Origin of the sequence: Pontibacillus chungwhensis, from assembly GCF_030166655.1 — a bacterium.
Lineage (GTDB): Bacteria > Bacillota > Bacilli > Bacillales > BH030062 > Pontibacillus.
The window spans coordinates 1,232,185-1,251,758 of the sequence record NZ_CP126446.1; the positions used below are offsets into that span (position 1 = coordinate 1,232,185).

24 protein-coding genes are annotated in these 19,574 nt (G+C 37.3%); 20 read left to right on the forward strand and 4 right to left on the reverse strand.

The window, feature by feature from the left end; genetic code table 11:
• Positions 1-18 precede the first annotated feature (18 nt).
• Entirely contained in the window at positions 19-300 is a 282-nt protein-coding gene (locus tag QNI29_RS06425) for a hypothetical protein (protein WP_231418093.1), read from the reverse strand.
• Between the two features lie 245 nt (positions 301-545).
• On the opposite strand from QNI29_RS06425, the gene QNI29_RS06430 reads away from it, so the two are divergent.
• The 14 genes from QNI29_RS06430 to QNI29_RS06495 all read left to right on the forward strand — a co-directional run bounded on the left by QNI29_RS06430 (position 546) and on the right by QNI29_RS06495 (position 12,200).
• A complete protein-coding gene (locus QNI29_RS06430) occupies positions 546-1,799 on the forward strand; it encodes an aminopeptidase (RefSeq protein ID WP_231418092.1) in 1,254 nt (417 codons plus the stop codon).
• A 143-nt stretch (positions 1,800-1,942) separates the two neighbouring features.
• Entirely contained in the window at positions 1,943-2,473 is a 531-nt protein-coding gene (locus QNI29_RS06435) for a GrpB family protein (RefSeq protein ID WP_231418091.1), read from the forward strand.
• 948 nt (positions 2,474-3,421) lie between these two features.
• Positions 3,422-4,087 (forward strand): Type 1 glutamine amidotransferase-like domain-containing protein, encoded by a 666-nt coding sequence (locus QNI29_RS06440; RefSeq protein ID WP_231418090.1) that lies wholly within the window; start codon positions 3,422-3,424, stop codon positions 4,085-4,087.
• A 25-nt stretch (positions 4,088-4,112) separates the two neighbouring features.
• A complete protein-coding gene (locus QNI29_RS06445; protein ID WP_231418089.1) occupies positions 4,113-4,553 on the forward strand; it encodes a GNAT family N-acetyltransferase in 441 nt (146 codons plus the stop codon).
• 136 nt (positions 4,554-4,689) lie between these two features.
• On the forward strand, positions 4,690-5,307 hold the full coding sequence (locus QNI29_RS06450; protein WP_231418088.1) for a hypothetical protein: 618 nt from the start codon (positions 4,690-4,692) through the stop codon (positions 5,305-5,307).
• Between the two features lie 163 nt (positions 5,308-5,470).
• Complete coding sequence (locus QNI29_RS06455; RefSeq protein ID WP_231418087.1) at positions 5,471-5,707, forward strand: AbrB/MazE/SpoVT family DNA-binding domain-containing protein; 237 nt, start codon at positions 5,471-5,473, stop codon at positions 5,705-5,707.
• Positions 5,707-6,036, forward strand: coding sequence for a type II toxin-antitoxin system PemK/MazF family toxin (locus tag QNI29_RS06460; RefSeq protein ID WP_231418086.1), 330 nt, complete (start codon positions 5,707-5,709; stop codon positions 6,034-6,036). Before QNI29_RS06455 ends, QNI29_RS06460 begins: the two co-directional genes overlap by 1 nt.
• Positions 6,037-6,599: 563 nt before the next feature.
• A complete protein-coding gene (locus tag QNI29_RS06465) occupies positions 6,600-7,775 on the forward strand; it encodes an MFS transporter (protein ID WP_231418085.1) in 1,176 nt (391 codons plus the stop codon).
• 244 nt (positions 7,776-8,019) lie between these two features.
• A complete protein-coding gene (locus tag QNI29_RS06470) occupies positions 8,020-8,478 on the forward strand; it encodes a hypothetical protein (protein ID WP_231418084.1) in 459 nt (152 codons plus the stop codon).
• 360 nt (positions 8,479-8,838) lie between these two features.
• On the forward strand, positions 8,839-9,243 hold the full coding sequence (locus tag QNI29_RS06475; RefSeq protein ID WP_231418083.1) for a hypothetical protein: 405 nt from the start codon (positions 8,839-8,841) through the stop codon (positions 9,241-9,243).
• Positions 9,244-9,280: 37 nt separating this feature from the next.
• Positions 9,281-9,685, forward strand: a complete 405-nt coding sequence (locus QNI29_RS06480) for an ester cyclase (protein ID WP_231418082.1) — start codon at positions 9,281-9,283, stop codon at positions 9,683-9,685.
• A 53-nt stretch (positions 9,686-9,738) separates the two neighbouring features.
• Entirely contained in the window at positions 9,739-10,428 is a 690-nt protein-coding gene (locus QNI29_RS06485; protein WP_231418081.1) for a DNA alkylation repair protein, read from the forward strand.
• A 264-nt stretch (positions 10,429-10,692) separates the two neighbouring features.
• Positions 10,693-11,157 carry a GNAT family N-acetyltransferase gene (locus QNI29_RS06490; protein WP_231418080.1) on the forward strand — a complete coding sequence of 155 codons (465 nt, stop codon included), beginning with the start codon at positions 10,693-10,695 and terminating at the stop codon, positions 11,155-11,157.
• Positions 11,158-11,666: 509 nt separating this feature from the next.
• Positions 11,667-12,200 carry a hypothetical protein gene (locus QNI29_RS06495; protein ID WP_284526914.1) on the forward strand — a complete coding sequence of 178 codons (534 nt, stop codon included), beginning with the start codon at positions 11,667-11,669 and terminating at the stop codon, positions 12,198-12,200.
• Between the two features lie 540 nt (positions 12,201-12,740).
• Here QNI29_RS06495 and QNI29_RS21165 read toward each other — a convergent pair.
• The 3 genes from QNI29_RS21165 to QNI29_RS06510 form a co-directional block, all read right to left on the reverse strand.
• Positions 12,741-13,169 (reverse strand): urease accessory protein UreH domain-containing protein, encoded by a 429-nt coding sequence (locus tag QNI29_RS21165; RefSeq protein WP_284526992.1) that lies wholly within the window; start codon positions 13,167-13,169, stop codon positions 12,741-12,743.
• On the reverse strand, positions 13,064-13,456 hold the full coding sequence (locus QNI29_RS21170) for a cytochrome c biogenesis CcdA family protein (RefSeq protein WP_284526921.1): 393 nt from the start codon (positions 13,454-13,456) through the stop codon (positions 13,064-13,066). The genes QNI29_RS21165 and QNI29_RS21170 overlap by 106 nt, the downstream gene beginning before the upstream one ends.
• 190 nt (positions 13,457-13,646) lie before the next feature.
• A complete protein-coding gene (locus tag QNI29_RS06510; RefSeq protein WP_231418078.1) occupies positions 13,647-14,225 on the reverse strand; it encodes a hypothetical protein in 579 nt (192 codons plus the stop codon).
• Between the two features lie 507 nt (positions 14,226-14,732).
• Between QNI29_RS06510 and QNI29_RS06515 the strand changes: the two genes are divergently transcribed.
• From QNI29_RS06515 to QNI29_RS06540, 6 genes are all read left to right on the forward strand, one after another.
• Positions 14,733-15,434: a class I SAM-dependent methyltransferase gene (locus QNI29_RS06515; RefSeq protein ID WP_231418077.1), complete on the forward strand. Its 702-nt coding sequence runs from the start codon at positions 14,733-14,735 to the stop codon at positions 15,432-15,434.
• Positions 15,435-15,896: 462 nt separating this feature from the next.
• The gene (locus tag QNI29_RS06520) at positions 15,897-16,223 is read left to right on the forward strand and encodes a hypothetical protein (RefSeq protein ID WP_231418076.1); all 327 of its coding nucleotides are present in this window, start codon (positions 15,897-15,899) and stop codon (positions 16,221-16,223) included.
• A gap of 495 nt (positions 16,224-16,718) precedes the next feature.
• Positions 16,719-17,198: a hypothetical protein gene (locus tag QNI29_RS06525; protein ID WP_231418075.1), complete on the forward strand. Its 480-nt coding sequence runs from the start codon at positions 16,719-16,721 to the stop codon at positions 17,196-17,198.
• Between the two features lie 104 nt (positions 17,199-17,302).
• Entirely contained in the window at positions 17,303-17,527 is a 225-nt protein-coding gene (locus QNI29_RS06530) for a hypothetical protein (RefSeq protein ID WP_231418074.1), read from the forward strand.
• A 375-nt stretch (positions 17,528-17,902) separates the two neighbouring features.
• The gene (locus tag QNI29_RS06535; RefSeq protein WP_231418073.1) at positions 17,903-18,376 is read left to right on the forward strand and encodes a sigma-70 family RNA polymerase sigma factor; all 474 of its coding nucleotides are present in this window, start codon (positions 17,903-17,905) and stop codon (positions 18,374-18,376) included.
• Positions 18,366-19,268: a DUF4367 domain-containing protein gene (locus QNI29_RS06540; protein ID WP_231418072.1), complete on the forward strand. Its 903-nt coding sequence runs from the start codon at positions 18,366-18,368 to the stop codon at positions 19,266-19,268. Before QNI29_RS06535 ends, QNI29_RS06540 begins: the two co-directional genes overlap by 11 nt.
• Positions 19,269-19,574: the final 306 nt, after the last annotated feature.

Below are 19,574 nucleotides of genomic sequence, written 5' to 3' on the forward strand. Positions count from 1 at the left end.
TAAATATATACATCAGCGTTACCCACCAAAGGAAAATCCAAATAAGAAGAGCAACATAATTCCTATAAATAATAGACTGAAGCCGATCGTTGCGATGGGGATGAATGTGTTATCTTTTTCCTTCTTTAAGCTAATTCCGCCAAAAATAATTCCGAGTATCCCTGTTATGGAAGTGACCTGGATAAACTGAACCATCGCGCCTAACCCGTTCACAGACATCATATTGATAAACCAAACGAGTTGAATAAGAAATACGGCTAAGATGAGTAGGGATAGCTTCCCTGAGACTGTTTTTGCCACAAGATCCCTCCTTTTGTTTTCGTTAATTGTAGCACTTATTCCATATTCATCCAAGTGAAGTTACGCTGTGTCATTTCAATGGAATGAGCGGAATAGGGGGCCGGTGAGGTGTATAGCAATGGTTTTGTGGTATGAATTTCCCACGTCAGCGTATTGTCATTTTATGTTAAGATGGAAGCGGATTATGAGTATTCGGATACATATAGGTTTTTACAGTGTAACGTTACAAAATGGGGAGTTATGACATGAGTAAAGGAATATATGTGCATATAAGTGAAGGACAGTTAAAGAAGTATGCAGAACTTGCTGTAGGTGCAGGTGTGAATCTGCAAGAGAATCAATTAGTGGTGATCCATAGCGATATTCAACATGCTCCGTTTGCACGTCTGATCCAAATGGCGGCTTATGAGGCTGGGGCTTCAAATGTATGGATAGATTGGACAGATGAACAGTCTACTAAAGCATTTTACATACACGCGGCCGACCGTGCGATCGATCATATTCCGGATTGGAAGGCTGCCCGTTATAAGGAGTGGGAGGATGCAGGTGCTGCTTACATCCATATTATTTCTGAAAACGTCGATATCTTTGAAGAGGTACCTACAGAAAGGATCAACCGTTTCGATAAAGCTTCTCGGACTAAATTAAAAGATCATCATGCGAAAATTAGATCCCATCAGGTCCGCTGGTGTCTTATAGCTGTTCCAAACGTTGTATGGGCAACGGAAGTTTTTCCAGATCTAAGGGAGGAAGAAGCCTTACAATCATTGTGGCAACTCATTTTAAAAGGGTCACGAGCAGACGGGGAAGACCCTGTGAAAGATTGGGAGCGTCACCATAGAGCCTTCGAGTCTCGAAAAGAATACTTAAATGAGAAACAATTCGAAGCCCTGCATTTTACAAATAGCCGTGGAACGGATTTAGTAGTGGGTCTTCCTAACGATCACCTTTATATCGGTGGGGGTGTTACAGATCCAAATGGCATACCTTTCTTTCCGAACATTCCTACGGAAGAAATATTTACAGCTCCTCATAAAGATAACGTGAATGGCAAATTGGTAGGGACTAAACCTCTTATTTATGGAGGGAGTGTCATCGATGATTTTCACCTTATTTTTAATGAGGGGCGGATTACTGACTATTATGCTGCTAAGGGGCAGGAAGTGTTACACCAACTGATCGAAACAGACGAAGGTTCTCATTATCTCGGTGAAATTGCCTTGGTCTCGAGTCAATCTCCTCTTGCCCAGGCAGATACTCTTCTATACAACACTTTGTTTGATGAAAACACGTCCTGTCATATCGGCATCGGAAATGCATCCCCCTCCAATATCCAAAATGGCGCTGGAAAATCTGAGGAAGAGTTGAAGGCAGCGGGGCTGAATACTTCGCTCCTGTTAGTCAATGTGACCTTTGGGACTGAAGATATGAAGGTAGTGGGTAGGAAAGAAGATGGAGCTGAAGACCTGCTCATGAAGGATGGGGAATTTGTTATTTAAATGAGCATACGTGACTTTTTGGGAGCTTTCTATCTGCAAAAGGTCACAGATCGCTTTATTCAATGACGTTTTCGTTCATAGAATAAGGAGAAAGGTAAGAGATTCGCTGTATGCTGAAGCACGATACTAAGGGGGGGATAAGCTTGAAATTAGGGCTTAAAAGGGATGAAGTGAGAATAGTGGAATATACTCCTGGATGGCAGGAAGAATTTAATAGAGTAAGAAAAGAACTAGTGGAGTATACAAACATGGATGAACATCGCATTCAACATATTGGCAGTACAGCCATTAGGGGGATGGCTGCAAAACCAATAATAGATTTAGTGGTAGGTGTGGATGATTTAGGTCAGGTTGATAAGCCTTTATTGAAAAATTTTAACGAAGCGGGTTTCTTAAGATTGAAAGTGGAGAGGCCAGAAGAGATTGTGTTAGCCAAGTTTACGGATGATACGTATGAAGAAAAAACACATTTTATCCACTTGGTTGAATATCAAAAGGAACTATGGAACAACCTGATCTTCTTTCGGGATTATCTTAATTCAAATGAAACAGCAAGAAAAGAATATTTAGACATAAAGAGGGAGTATTTGAAGAACTCTTCCACTGGTGTCAGCGAGTATACAAACTTTAAAGAAGCGTTTGTTAGAAGTATTTTTGAAAAAAGAAGAAGTTGAATATGGAACGAGTGAGGGATTTAAAGGACATGAGGCTGTTTCTGTGAGACCTAAACCAAAAGGGAGTTGGAACAAGAACTAGTCGAGACAAGGAACGACATAAAAAAAGAGTAAGCAACACTAGGTTGCTTACTTGGTTGGCGTAACTGATGATGTAGCTTATTTATTGAGGAGGATTATTCCTCTACCATGAGTGTAGTATCATTTGTGCCGCAATTCGAGCACTGAACCCATAACCTGGTGGCTACTTTATCCGTAAACTCATTCGGGTCTACCTTTAGAACCGTTTGTTTATCATGAAAGCAATTCGCGCATCTCTTTATGATGGTATTACCTATGGAGAACTTTGAATCCACATTCTCACCTCATTCATTTAATTTTTCACAAACATTTACCTTACAGCAATTTAAATACTCAAACAATGGTGGTTTTTGGTAATGGTTATAAGCGTACTTTCAAGTGAATCATAGGTTGCATAACACTCTACTAAAGAAAATAATTTCATCTTTTATTTTTTGTTTTATACAAGGATTATCGCAATACATATACTCGATGGAGATTTGTTTCAGGTGTTTAGTGAACATGAGCAAGTCAAAGTCTGTCATCCTGTTTACACCTCCTAAAACTAGTATGGAGGTTGGTTGATAGATAAGATATAGCTTCGACAAGACCTCTTAAGAATCTGGTTATTTTTTTCTGTAGTTAATAAGGAAAACACAGTGAAAATCTATTGTCTCTTTGACCAAAAGAGATGTTTGTTGAAGTTTGAATTTTAAGTTCCTAACTAAAGAGCGTAGTAAACAAACATCGTTTTATTCAAATGAAAAAAAGATTGGTTAGAATAAAGTTCTTTAAATGAATGGTAATAAGTAAATGGAGAGAATTACTCGTAGATGGTTATTTAGTACACAGTAATAATTGCTTAGACACTTTTTTAAGGAGGTACATATGAAAACTCATTATTATTTAGGTTGGTTTAACAACTTTCTCCCGGAGACTCTGGTTAGGTTGCTGCAAGAGGATATTACTGATCGTAAATCGATTGCTATGATTAGCTCAAATCCTTCTGTGTATGAAGATGATGGGGCTACTGAGCGTTCTTGGCTTGATCAGGCTGGCATTCTATTTGATGAATACCATTTAATTAATCACGGTGTAACGAAGGAAGATGCCCAAGCGAAAATCCAACATGCTTCGGTCATTTTTTTGCTGGGCGGGGATGTTCTTAAACAAAATGATTTTTTGATGAAATATAAATTAACGGATTCGATCAAAAATAGCAGTGCTGTTGTAATGGGAGCAAGCGCTGGTGCCATCAATATGTCCGCGAAATGGCTGTGCTCGAATACATTTGGATTTAAAGTGGAAGGAAGCTCTGTTTACAACGGAATCGGTCTTGACCATTTCTCTGTCCTATCTCACTTTGATCTTGAAAATAATATGGAAATGGTCCAAAGCGAACTTTCACACCTATCCGAGGAAATCAATATATATGCGTCGAATAAAGATTGCGCTATACGTGTGAAGGGTGACAAAATGGATGTTTTGGGCGATGTATTTTTAATTTCTAACTCCAGGATTCAGAAATTGGATGAGACGATAGGTACTTACTAAATTAGTAAGAAAGGCGCGTTGTGATATGAATGATTCTTTTTCAATCCTAGAACTACGATCACAAGAAGAGATACTAGAAGCTTTTCCTTTGATGAAGCAACTGCGGAGCCACCTGGATGAGGAAACTTATGTTGATTTAGTTTTAGATGCAAAGGATAAAGATCGGTATAAACTGTTTGCTCTTATCAATGGGGGAGAAATAGTTGCATTAACGGGCTTTAAGCCAATGATAACTCTATATTACGGTAGATTTGTCTGGGTTTGTGATTTAGTGACGGATTCAAAACAGCGCTCAAAAGGATACGGTGAAAAACTCCTAACCTATGTTCATGAGTGGGCAAAGAGCAATAATTACGAAAGTGTTGCTTTGTCTTCAGGATTACAACGTACGGATGCTCACCGTTTTTATGAAGAGAAAATGGATTATAGCAAAGTGAGTTATGTATTCAAATCGAAATTACAATAAGTAGATCCTTAAGTGACGGGGGCGATTGCTGAACAAGAGCGATCGCTTTTTTTATTAACCGGTAGTTTGGCCCTCCTTTAGGTTTTTTGTCATTTTCTGTTAAAATGTAAGTAAGCAACTAGTAAGGGGGATAAACGTGCTCAAAATCAGTAGGCTACTTATTTTGTTTACAACGACTCTTATATTAGTGACTGGATGTCAATCAACAGCCAATAAGCAAGTAGAGATAAAAATGAAGAGCAAAGAAGAACAAATGAAGAGGTTGGATACCTATACTTACGATGATTACAAGAAGGTTTTTGATAAAGCAGTATCTGAAGCAAACCGATTAGAAGAAGATGATGAGCAGTTAAAGAAATGGATCATTAGAACATTGGCTCAGGAAAAGTTGTATTTCGAAACGGATTTAACGGACAAACAAGTAATCGAAAAGTCTAAACAGGCGATGGAAAAAGATAAGGTGTGGAAGGACATTGCGAAAAAACGATACAGTATTACTGTATCGGAAGAAGAGGTTAATCATTTTATTGAGGAAGGACCAGACACCAGCGAGTTGCCAGAGCACCGAGCCTTTGCGAATGCTTTAGGTCTTTCAATAGAAGAATTAAACCACACGTTCGACAGAGATATTTATGTGAAGAATGCGATGTGGTTGAAACTGAAACCTAAATTAGAAAAGAAATATAATGCTACTGACAATAGTACACAGCTTGAAAAATATGAAGAGGAGGTAGAAAGTATGTTGAATAGGTAAAAATTATTTCGAGGCAGGATTATTTAAATAGAAACGTATACTTCCCGTGTAGCTTAACTATTATGTATATTCCCCTGGTTCACGAACTAAACTGAACAGAGAGTATAAGTTTTGTGTAAACATTAAGAGGGGTGTTAAAATGATGAGCAAGGAGGTACTTGTTATGTCAACTAAAATTCAAAAATTGGGGGATGGGTTAGCAATAAGAATACCACCCCATGTTGCTGAGCAGCTCCAAGTACAACAAGGAAGTGAGGTGGAAATCAAAATCGAGGGAGGCATCGTTACTTTACAGCCTGTAAATAGAAAGCTTGATTTAAATGAATTGCTGTCTGAGATCACGCCAGAAAATCGTCATGACGAGATTGATGTTGGCTCTGAAGGGAACGAAAAACTATAGTGAATGCTCCGAAAAGAGGAGATTTAGTTTATTTAACATTTGATCCCCAAGCTGGTCATGAACAAAGGGGAAGAAGGCCTGGTATTGTTTTATCTCCTCAACCTTTTAATAATAAGACAGGCTTCGCCCTTTGTTGTCCCATTACCAATCAACAGAAAGGTTATCCTTTTGAGGTCTCTTTACCTGTAAATCGGAAAATATCGGGTGTTATCTTAACAGATCAAATTAAAAGTCTTGACTGGAAAGCCAGGAAAATATCTTTAGTAGATGAAGCTCCAAATAGCGTAGTGCAGTCATGTTTAGAATTGGTAAAGACGTATTTAGATTGAAGGAATAGATTGTGAAAATAGAATCTATTTTTGGTCTTCTGTTATTTAGGCATCTCCCCTTCGCTCTACCACCTTTATCTCCATCATAAAAAACTCACTTATTTATAGCCCCCCTATCTCAAATTTTTTATCTGATTTTATTAGAATAAAGTTGACTTCTAGTCACTAATGAACGATGGAAGTGGTTATAGTGCTAGATTGAGCAAGCATCTAGTACTTTAAAATGATCCTCTGTGACTTTTTTTAAAATCTACTTCTTCAAAAGGTCACAGATCGCTTCATTCAATGACCTTTTGGTTCGTTTACTAGAAAGAAAGGTAAGAGATCCTCTGTATCTCTTACCTTTTTCTTGTTTTGTAAGGGAGAAAGGGTACAGATAGAGCGTCTCTCTGACCTTTTGAATCCATTTTAATAATGAAAAGTCAGATAGGAATACTTCCTTTCTTTTATAAGGGGAAGCGTGTGGCCTATTTGCCTTGTTGGTTATAAGTGATGCGGATTCGGGAACCTTTACTCATAGGAATCAGTAGCCATAGCTGTTTTGGTGAGAGAGGAGGGATTGGATGATTGAAGCCAGTACGAAAGAATTCTGGCGCAATACACTTGCTTTAAGTATCGGGTCTTTGTTCGTCTTTGCGAACGTTTATTTCACGCAGCCGATCTTACCGGTTTTGTCAGATGAGTTCGGGGTCTCTCCTCTGACCGCGAGTATGTCTTTGTCGCTTGTTATTCTAGCGATCGGAGTATCGTTAATTTTTTACGGACCGGCTTCTGATAGTCTTGGTCGAAGAGGGGTTATGATTGTGGCAATGGGTCTCGGGGCGCTTGCGACGATTCTTGCCTCCTTCTCAACTACGTTCAGTTTCTTCCTGACGATGCGCGTTCTGCAGGGAGTGTTTCTGGCTGGGTTGCCTTCTTTAGCCCTTGCTTACATAGGAGAAGAGTACTCTCAGCATGCGCTACCGCTCGCAGTTGGGGTGTTTATTGGTGGGAATACAATCGGCGGGATGTTCGGTCGTGTTTTAAGCGGGGTGCTGACAGATTTTCAGGGGTGGCATTTTGCATTTATGACGATGAGTGTCATTAGTGTGGTCTGCTTTGTTCTCTTTATCTTCTTATTACGTCCCTCTCAGAACTTTGAGCCAAAGACGTTCAGGTGGAAACAGGCGATGCTTGATTACAAAGGCCACTTACAAAATAAAGAATTGCGCTATGCCTATTTCATAGGAGGCTTACACTTTCTCGTATTTGTGGGGCACTTTAATTACATCACATACAGACTGACCGATGCTCCATTCTCCCTGCCATCAAGTCTTGTAGGCATTCTTTTCTTAACGTATATTGCGGGCACGATCAGCTCCCAGCTTTCAGGTCCCGCGTCCAAAAAATACTCCCAGTCCGGCTGCATTAAGATCGGGATTGGTATTATGATGACGGGTTTTCTAATCACACTTATCCCCTCAGTGTGGACGATTATCCTCGGCCTGTTGTGTAATTGCTTTGGGTTCTTCTTCGCCCACTCCACGGCTAGTTCATGGGTGAGTGGGAGAGCGACGTATAGTAAGGCCAGTGCCTCTGGGCTTTATTTAATTTCCTATTATATTGGTGGGGGAATTGGGCCGGTTTATTTGGATCCGTTCTGGAATTGGATGGATTGGAGTGGGGTTGTCCTAGGGGTGTTTCTTATTTTTATTTTGACGGGGATTGTAGCGATGAAGATGGGGCGGTTGGAAGGGTAATATCACTTAAACCGTCCACGCGCTTCTTCATTAAACAAACGTATTCCGGAATCGGTCTATTTTTAACAGCATAATAGAATGGTTGTTTCTCTAACATATTTTTGAAATAATCTTCTGAGAGATATTGATTAGAAAGAGGGGTAGTATGAGGAGAAACATATGGAAGACCGGCTTTTTCGTCCTACTCATCATATGTATTGTGATGGGTTACTTTTGGTATTCGGAGACCCAAAAGGTAGAAACGATGAAAAAAGATGGTGTCATATATATTTTGGATAAGCAAATTGATATAACAAAGCGTTTAGAGTGGGCTTTAGATAATGTGGAAGAAAGGGAAAAGTTCAAGAAAAGCTTGGTAAATATTGAAGATGAGATAGATGATCTATCCAGTGCAATGGGAAATGTTAGATATATCGGAAAGCATGTTGATATTCCTATTGGCTTTTTTGATTTTTATTTTAGGGAATCCGATCCTGTTTATAAAGCCTTAGATGAGCTACAAGATCATGAGTTATCAGATCAAACGTTGAAAGAACTAAAAGGCTATTATAAAAAACATTCTGATTTGACTGCCCAAGTAAAACTAGAGGAATTTGAGAATATGAGTTTCGATGAATATATGGAAAAGTTAGAAGAAGTGAATCGTTATATGAACAAGTATGAAGATTGGAGAACTACAAGGGGGGACAAGGGGGAAGGTTGATGGGAATAAGGAGTCGGATGATTCATCCTTACTATCAAGCCTTCTGGTCTTCTATCCTTACCCTATATGCGAGAATGATTAGCTCATAGCTTTCACTGGGTCCGCGTTAAAAATAAAGGCAGGGAGTCTATAAAGAGATTCTCTGCTTTTTGCTTCAGGTAAAGGATGCGTTTATTTAATAACGCATCCTTTGTTTTGGTAAATGCACTGCTTTTACCGTCTTCTATTAAGTAACTTCTTAATTGTTAGAGGTATTTGGATATATTTGGAGAAATTGAAATAATAAGAGAAAAAATATGTGAATACATGAGAAGCACGGGAGGCTGGCTTTAGTGCTCCCGCATTGGAGGTGCGTGGAACATGAAAAAGGGGATACTGCTCCTTTTTTTCGTATCGTTCGTAACAACAGCTTGTTCTGGAAATCTAGGAGAGCTTACGAGAGTCGATGTTCAACAGGTCATGTCAGATGGGAGCCCCGCGGAGGCTGAGAGGATAACAGATAAAGAATCAATCCAATCGATCCGAGATGTGATGAAAGAGGTGGATTGGGAGGATAAGTCTGTTGATATGTTGAGGGAACCAGAAGCGAGGGCGGTGTTTTACTACCAACAAGGAGAGGATAGTCAAGAACATTTAGTGGAATACGACATTTGGTTTACCGATGGGCCAGGATTCGCAGTGCTGATGAGTGAAGAGGAGGGGCGGAAGTATGGTGTGGTCCAGTCGGAACAGACGGCGATTTTGAGAGAGATGTTTGTTGAGTAGGCAGAAATTAAGGGATACTTAAAGAGAGGAGAATTCGGTGGAAAAGAAGGCAATCGTGAAAAGGTGGTTTGGGGAAGTTTTTACACAAGGTAATGTAGAAACGTTGAAAGAAATAACTAAGAAGGATTTCATCAGCCATGTGCCTGGGCATGATTTTAATGGTCATGAGGAGTTTATTCATGATTTCATGAATTGGTTTCGGGAAGTATTTCATAATGATGTGTGGACCATTCATGATTACGTAGAGGATGGTCATAAGTTTGCAGTTCGCTATACAGGTCATATGACATACAAAGGGGGATGGGATTCCATTCCTTCGAGTAATCAGCGAGTAAAGGAAACGGGGCTTATGATTATTTATTTCGAAGGTGGGATTATATCTGAAATGTGGTGTGAAATGAGCGATCTGGATGTGATGAACCAACTCCGTTCCACTCCATAAGAAAATGAAGTCTTACATAGAGTATACATAAACAGTCAAAAGGAGCGGATGGAATGTATTCAATTGAACCATTACAAGCACAGATGGAAGCCAGTCGGAACGAAGAGAAAGCCGAAAAGATGGCCAAGTATATGCGGAATCAATTTGCCTTTTATGGCATCCAGGCTGAGCCATTGAAAGGAATTGTGAAGGAGCATGTCAAACAGGAAGGCATCCCTTCACCAGATGAGATCCATGATGTTGTGAAGACGCTATGGTCAAAAGAAGAGCGGGAATATCAGATGATAGCGCTGAGACTCATGGATCGTTATATAAAGAAGTATGGAATAAGAGAGATTGACGCTCAGTTAATCGAGTACATGACTGTAAATAAATCCTGGTGGGACACCGTTGACCACATTGCCAGTAACCATGCATTTCGTTTGTTTGCCAACCATCCACATCTATTAGAGACGGTAGGGAAAGAGTGGAGAGCATCAGATAATATTTGGCTGCGTAGGGTGATGATCTTATTCCAACTGAAATACAAAGAAAAGACCGACCTTCCATTACTGGAGGAAATCATAAAAGAAAATTTGGGGTCCAAAGAGTTCTTTATCAATAAAGCGATTGGATGGATTTTAAGAGAGTATTCCAAAACAGATGCTGAGTGGGTGCAGCGTTTTATTGAGGAAAATGATGAGTTATCTAACTTAAGCAAACGAGAGGGATTGAAGCATATAAAAAAGCAACAGCTTCAGTAACGGGTTCGGTTTTAGAGTACAAAAAGCGAATTCACAGATGTTTTCACACCCTAAATAGCAGAACAATCACAACTAAATTCACACTCGAAAACACACAGATATTGGTTATCTGTGTGTTTTTATTGAGAATTCATTAACATGATTACAATGGAGGGTTTTGGGATTTAATGTTAAAATAATTGCAGATTATGTTAAGGGATGTACTTAAACTAACGGGGCAGTAATGTGGAATAAGAAAGATTTATTATTAGAGGGGGGAGTTGTATGGCTTATAATTTTAGTATTTTGACACAAGAACAAGCAGAAGATATTGCATTTAATTGGCACTATGATGGTGAATATTCTTTTTATGATATGGAAGCTGATAAAGAGGATTTAGACGAATTTTTAAATCCAGAAGAACGAGGAAATTCAACATTTGCTGTAACCAAAGAAAATGAATTAGTTGCTTTTTTTAGTTTTAGTGAGGTTGCTGATGGAACTTTTGATATTGGTTTGGGAATGAGACCAGATTTAACTGGAAAAGGTAATGGATTAGAATTTTTAAGGGCAGGTATTAACTTTATTCAAACAGAATATAAACCTGAAAAGGTCACATTATCAGTAGCAACTTTTAATCAAAGAGCTATAAAATTATACAAAAGAATTGGATTTAAAGATGTAGAGATATTTTCACAAGATACAAATGGTAGCACATTTGAGTTTCTAAAGATGGAATATAAATGTTGATACCTCTCTTAAGTTAAAGGGTGCAAGAGTGGAACAAGGAGTTGTTGATGCGGCAGTTGCTATTGTGTTTAAAGAAGCTGGATAATTGAAGAGCAATTTATATAACTACAAATGAGTGAGGTGCTGTAATGATAAGTTGGTCTACCTTATTCCATCCACTTGCATTGGATTTATTAGTAATTCCTTTTGCTATTGTTATAGGTATTCTAGCATCTTTATTTTTAAAAAAGGTGTTAGTAGGTGTAGTGATTACTGTTCTGAACTTAATAGTGTTTGATGTATGGTTTTGGGGGTATTTTTATGAGTCAGGACAATATGGTATGAACATATCTTTTGATGACTTCATATTTTACACAGTTTTTGCAGGGATAACTTTTCTTATTTCTAGGTCTATACATAGTAAAAATAATCTGAAGCACAAACCATTGTGAAGGATTACACTTAAACTAGAGGGTGCGATTGCCGAACAAGAGCGGTCGCTTCTTTCGTTAACGGGCAGGATAGATGAGATGAAGAAAAAGGAGTGTATGCGTTTGGGTAAATATCTTTATTTAATCTTCAGTTTTTGCGTACTTTTATTTATTGTCGGATGTAACCAAGACTCAGCTTCAGACTGGCAATCTTCAAAAGATGCAGCCATTGAATCGGGGCTAAAACAAGAAGAGGCAGACCGTGATTCTATCTTATCAATTGAAGAATTTGAAGACGAAACATTTGTGTTTTACGAGTATATGGGTGGTTTGGGTGTAGCAAACATAATTAAGAGTGAAAAAGGATATGGGTGGAAAAGAAGCAAGCCTTATACTGCTTTTGAGACTGGAGGAGATTTAGCTTATTCTACATCTGGTTTTGAGGTCAAAACGAAAACAGGATTATCTGCCTCAGTATTAATTGGTAGGACTTTCGATTCTTCTATTAAGGAAATGAAGCTTTTAGGGGATGGAACTGAAAGAAAACTAAAAGTATTTGGTGATAACGGATTCTTTTATGCTATACATAAAATTCCTACTGATTCAGTCGACGTTTCTCCAGTAGTAAACTAAGAAATTTTTAAAATCAATGCATATTGGAGTAACGGGTGCTTTAGTAGAATAAGAAAATACCTGAATTAAAAGAACCGATTAAGTAATCGGTTCTTTTTTTCTCGCTGCATATAGGTTTTGTCGCTCGTTGGGTTTGGTTTTTTAACCATATTGATCCACTGACTAAGCCAAAATACGTTAACGAATTCGCGTGCGTTTTACCACATGAATTCGCAAGAGTCTGTCAGCCAACAGACTCCTGCGAATTGAGGTCCGATTATTCATATGCGAATAGGACCTCTATTTGGGGGGTATTTTATTGTTTGTACTCCAAAACCGAACTCGTTACAGCTTCAGTAAGAACTTTTTGTGAAAATTCTCTGTGACGTATTACGAGTTGTAATTCTCTAGTGCACCGTTACCTAGATCAAATCGCACAAGAAGAAGCAGAGGTTTTGACGGCCCTCTGCTTCTTTTATATATTGATGAGCTTCTACTAAAGACATTCATTAGGAGAAGAAAACTTACTTTTGTACCTCTCCATAAGCCCATATTAAGGTGTTAAAACCCTCTGAATCCACCGAATAAGTTCGTTAGCCAAAGACCTAGCACAGCTAATTGATCAAAATATAATGCTATGCCGACGATGATCATGAAAAAACCACTTATTTTCATGATCTTGTCGGAGTATTTCATTAACCAGTTTGCTCTTCCGATAAAAAATGACATGACTAAGAATGGGATTGCAAAGCCTAACGTATAGGAGAAAGTATATAAAATCCCCTTATCTGGGTTACTTGCAGACATGGATAATACGGAAGTTAGGATAGGTCCTATACACGGTGTCCATCCTGCTGCAAAGAAAATCCCTACAAATAAAGATCCTATGTATCCCCAGGTTTTTTCGCTAATTTGATGACTCTTTTTTCCTTCAACATGGAGACAGGCTGGAATATTCCAGTTAAGAAAAAGCCCATTGCAATGATAAATATAGCGCCAAGCATTCGGATTAAATCCTGATACTGATAGAAAATATCTCCTATCAAAGTGAAGGCTGAACCTAAGATAAAAAACACAATCGATAATCCCAAAACGAACATTAAAGTATGAAGCATAACTTTGTTTTTTATTTGTACCGATTGATCTTTCCTGTTTGAAATTTCTTTTACTGATAAACCTGTAATAAAAGATAAATAGGATGGATATAAGGGGAACACGCAGGGAGATATAAACGATAAAATGCCTGCTCCGAATACTAACATGATGCTTAATTCCATTTTGCACTCTCCTTAAAAATCTAAGCCAAACTAATTAACGTAAAAGGTATCCTGCCGATTCAACTAACTACGCTTTAACGTAATCCATAAAATCATGGTAACATTAAAATCCAATTATTTGGTAAAAATATGTAATGAGATGGATCAGGTATCCTCTGGCTATTTGTTCATTCTATTAATCTGTCCTATATCAGTCTTGGAGTGGTTGTAGAACATTTAAAAATTGTTCAAGTTCTTCCAAATCCGACTGAGGATAGCTCATCCAAGTTGATGCTAAAAAGTAAATGGAAATCCCTAATAAAACTATACTATACCAACGCTTGTACCCAGGTTTAATCACCCACTTGTAAAACGTAGGAAAGTCCTCTTTAAGCTCTCTTTTCATCCATTCGCTTCTTAAAAACGAATTGATATGCCGCGGTGGAACCGTAGAAAGGACTAAAAGAGCTAGGAAGACTAGTAATACTTTAGCAAAATCGCTATACCATTCTTGGATGTGGTAGATGTCTATTTTTAATCGTATGAACTTCCCGGGACCATCTTTGTCTCCTCCGAGTTGGGTAATTAATTCATCATAAGTCCCTGTATACGTTTTGTGTGGATTAGAAAACACATCCAATTCTTGAATTTCTATATTTCTATTAAAGGATTTGTATTCAAAATCGTAGCCATTAGGATAAAACTCATATTTATCAATGATTCCAATGGGGCCCACTAGAAGAACTGCGAGCAAAATGAACCCTGCTATTAATATCCTCTTTAAGCGCATCGGTATTTCCTCCCTGAAAGTTATATGATTGTTGTTTGTCCTATTGAATGTAATCGTATTTTTTATTCTGTCTTTTAGAATGTATGAGAGTTATATATGGATTTTATAACATTTTTTGGTCATAAACTAGGAGGTGGAAGTAATTTGTAAGGTAAAGCATTTTATTATGAAGGAGAACGTTGCGTTATCAAAATTAATTTAACGGAGCGGATTGAGGTATGTAAAAAAGTAAATTAATTAGTAACGGATCGGGTTTTTGATCAGAGAGCAAATTCATAGTCGTTCTTTGCATCCTAAATAGCAGGGAAATCATCACTAAAATCACAGACGAAAACGCACAGGTAGAGTTATCTGTGCGTTTCTTATTTAAGGGTTCAAAAGTATGGTTTCAATAGAGGTATATGGAATTTTGTGGTAAAATAAACGGTGAGTTTGTGAAGGGATGTACTGAAACTAACGTGGCAGGATTGTTGAATAACCAAGCAACGATTTAAGGGGGGATTATTGTTGGAGAAAACGATATTAAGTTATGATGATTTGTTAGAAATGTTGGATGATTATCTAAGAGAGCCAAAGGAATTTTGGGAAGGCTTTTACGAAGACAAAACGAAAGACATTCCTTTTTTTAAAGTAACTGGACCTGATGAAAACTTAATGGAGTATTTTGATAAAGGTCTTAAACCGAAGAAGGTATTGGAATTAGGTTGTGGACCTGGAAGAAATGCTATTTTTATGGCTAAAAACGGATGCGAAGTAGATGCTTTGGATATCTCTGAGAATGCCATCAGCTGGGCAAAAGAAAGGGCAAATGAAGAAGGAATAAATGTTAATTTTCATTGCACATCTTTATTTGATTTTGAAATTAAATCTCATTCTTATGATTTTGTATATGACTGCGGCTTATTTCATCATTTAGCACCCCATAGGCGTTTAACCTACATCGAAATGCTAAAAAAAGCTCTAGATAAAGATGGTCATTTTGCGATAGTTTGTTTTAACACAGATGGAGCAATAGATACCCCCGACTGGGAAGTATATAGACAAAAAAGCTTAAACAGAGGTCTAGGTTACACGGAAAAGCGATTTAAAGAAGTTTTTGAAAATGATTTCACGATTAAAGATTTTAGGACGATGAAAAAGGTAAGCCAACCAAATGAAAAATTTGGAGAGGATTTTCTATGGACGAGTTTAATGCAAGTTAACAATTGAATTTTTATTCAACAAACGGGTGCGATTTTTTGAAAAAGAACAGGCGCTTCTTTCATTAACGCGCAGGTTACTTCAATAAGTAAACATCCTATTGCAGGGAGGTCATATCTATGAAAGAAAGATTTTTACCCTCAGCAGAACAAGTCATCAGTGTATTTATCTTCGTTTTATTTTTTTTATTTTACTTTAAGGTCTTTAACTGGCTCATATATGCACTCCCTTTCATGAGTGCAGGCGCTATAATTTTTATGAGTTGGGCATTATTTCTTGTTAATTTTCCATTGTCAGCAATATCAGCCATATACTTACGAAAATATATTAAAAGTAATTAAACTCGAAAGAACAAAAAATTAATAGCAGTCGTTGCTTCACTAATGCGATTGTGAATAAGCACAGTCGCTTCTATTATTATCGGAGCAGTTTTCTTTAATAAGAGCTAATCTATATAAAGGAGTCGGATATATGAGTAAATTAGATATCGCGATGATTATATATATTATTTTTATGATTGTAGCGACTTTTGTAAGTTTTAAATATGGTTCGACTATGATTAAAAAAAAGGGATTGTTTTTACCGTCAACCTTAATTGCAGGAACCATTAACTTGGTATTAGGTGTATTTGCTATTTTAGTATGGGTTTTCTTCACTTGGGGTGTAAATGAATTTTTATTCTTTGGAGGATTAGTTTTAGGTAGCGGTTTATTAGTTGTAGGTGAAGCCGTTCTGCTTACAACCTTATTTTTGAAACGAAAGAAATGGATACACATTTACAATGAAACATTTAATTAAAAGGACCCTGATACTTCACTAACGGGTGCAATAGTGAAAAAAGAAATTGTGGATGTGGCAGCTCCTTTTGTGTTAAAGGGGCAGGTTAGTTAGAGAAGTACGGGTGGCATCTCAATGGGAGGTGTAGGTGTTTGTGGAGAACTAAGGTTGGGATTAGTCTAATTGTTATATCGATAATTATATATGCGTTTAAATATTTTATTACCTCAATGTTAGGTCCAAATGTTTCCTTATATATTGGGGAAAACCTGAGAATTACGATGAGTGCTTTTAAATTAATTACTAACATTAGTTCAGTACTGTTCTTAATTTTAGGAGTTACATTAACTTTTTTGGTTACACAAATTAGAAAATAAATTAAGACCTTCTGCAATAGGGTGCGATTGTTGAACAAGAACAGTCTCTTCTTTCATTAACGGGCAGGATAGTTGAATTAGCTTATTTAGAAAACGTTCTAAATAAAAGTTACGTCTATAAAAATAAAAAGGGGATTTTATGAAACCAATATTGTTTTTCTTAGGGTTGTTGCTGATGGCTTTTACTATAACAGCTTGTAATAATCAAAACGGAAATACTCAATATAATTCAACTAATGGAGAAGCACAAACTGATTGGGCCTTATTATCATTAGAAGAACTAACTGAAAAAGCTGACCTTATTGCATTTGCATCAGTGAAAGATACAGAGGGAATAGAAAAAAGTAATGGTATGAATGCCCAAATTTCAACGTTGGAAGTTCTTGAAATTATTTCTGGAACTGCATCTAAAGAAATAAAATTAGACCAAGCAACAAACTATTTGGAAGAAGGAGAGGAATATCTACTCTTTCTTACTCAAAACGAAACAGACGGGTACTATTATGTCTTGAATCCTTCTGGTGTAATTCAGGAGAAGGATGGGGTATATGCAACTGGATTGGTTGAGGGTAACGGAACATACAACAAAGATGAAGTAAAGGATTTGCTCTTCAACTAAAAAGGGTGCGATTGTAAAACAAGAACAAGCGCATCTTTCATTAACGAGCCAGGATAGTTTAAGAGCCTTTTAAGGAGGGAGAAGAAATAAATATATTAAAAATAGTGAATGGTACCCTTACTGTCGTAGTAGTTGGGCTTGTTGCGTCTTACTATTTTTTGGCCTTCAATATACCTATTTATATTATTATAGCCCTTGTATCTCTTTCATATATGCTAACAGCAGTCAAACTCATTAAAGGACGCCAGGATAGAGGCGGCGGCTATATGTTAATTGGTGGTGCCATTGTTATGCTTTTTTCGGCATTAGTTACGTTCTTTAAGGGGTAATGTAGGTAGGATTTAGATTTAAATGGTTGGTTTTGGGCTAAAAAACTTAATTCTTCTAATGAAGGTTGGGGACCAAAAGAAAATGTGAAATTATATAAACAAGATTAACTTCTTATTCAACTAACAATATGAAGGGTGCTCTAGTAAAGAAAATACCTTAATCAAAAGGACTGATTAATCATATCGGTTCTTTTTTTGTGTTTGCTGCAATAGATTCTGGTGCTAGTTGGTATGTGCGTTTAATATGGATGAAAATTTTTTTGGAATTTTTAAGCTAAATCAGTAACATGTCCGTCTATAAAGAGAAAAGGTCATGGAGGTGAGGATATTAAAGGTTTAGTTAAAAAAGCCCAAAAAGGCGATCGAAAAGCATTTATGAAGCTAATCGAGGAGTATCAGGATGATATTTATCGAACGGCATTGTTTTATACCAAAGACCAAGATGATGCACTAGATATTGTTCAGGAAGCAGCCTTTCGTTCATTTAGTAGAATTCATACCTTAAAAAATCCCCAGTTTTTTAAAACGTGGTTGATGAAAATAACAATGCACGCAGCGACTGACTTATTAAGGAAGAAAAAGAAAGTGGTCCATTTAAAACCAGAATACACGGAATATATAGGTGCTGAAGAGGGAGATCTCTCCTTGTCCGTTACATTAAAAGACGTAATTAATAACTTGGACGAGCGAGAAAGAGCCATTATTCTGTGGAAGTATTACTCAGATTATACGTTTGAAGAAATATCTACCATAATGGATATTCCCTTAGGTACTACAAAATCGATTTTATACCGAGCCTTAACGAAAATGCGTTTAGACATGAAGGAGGATGATGTTTGTGAAAAATAAATTTAAAGATGAGATGCAAAATGTAAAAATCCCTAGAGACAAGATTCAACAAAGGGTTACATTAGGGGTAGATCAAGCTGAAGAGACCATGAAACATAAAAAGAATAAGAAAAAACCTAAGTGGATGATGAACATAGCTGCTTCTGTCATTTTAATTGGATCAACGTTCGCTTTGGGTGGCTCCTACATAACAGAAGCTGCTGGTACGATCATCGGACAAATGTTTGGTTCGGAAAAAGAATTTACTGAGAATTTTCCTGAAGAAAGTGACAACTTATCAGGAATAGAACGATACTTTGAATTGATTGAAGAGCAACTTACGGCAGAAGAATTTGCAGATTTTAAGGTGTTGATGAAAGAAAAAGCAGAAATCTTGTCTAAAATAGATTCAGAAAATAGGACAACCTCCACTGCTGAAGAGGAGGAGAAGTTAGGGGAAATACGAGAAAACCTCTTGCCTTATAAAGATCGAATCATTGCGCTTACAACCCACACAGTAAAAGAAGCACAACAAATGGTGAGCTATCCTATTTATAGACCATCATACGTACCAAAAGGCTATGAATTGGAATCTGAAGAAGCAAGGACAGACACATTGAACGTTGGGGAAGATCCTGTTGTTTCATTTAGATATGGGGGAGGACCAAACGGACTAGGGTTTGATACCAGTACCCATAAGTTAAGTGATAATAAAGGTGAATTAGGAAGTTATGAACATATCAATTCTTACACATTAAAGGGTTTCAATTTTGAATTCGCCTATTCTGATGATAGCAATGTTCAAGGAATGAGAGTAACAATACCAGAAGAAGAATACGAGATTACCATGAATGCAGATATTTTGTCGAAAGAGGAAATGGAAAAAATTCTGCTATCAATGATTGAACAATAAGCGGATCTTTCACACAATAAGGTATAACACAAACATGTGTTTTAAAAACTGAGAGAGTCCTTTGTGTCTTTTTGCGAGTTGCAGAGCTTTAAAAGGTCACAGATTGTGCCTCTTTGTTCCTTTTGATTGGAAAACGTCGTAGATCCCGTACTTCTGTTCCCTGAGGGGCGAAAGGGACTCCTCTTTAACTGGATATATAGGCTAAAATGGTGGTGGATTTTGTTAAATGAATGAAAGCATATCAGAGATGAACAAATGAGTTCTTAAGACCTGAATAAAATAACAAATACGAGCCAAGAATTCATT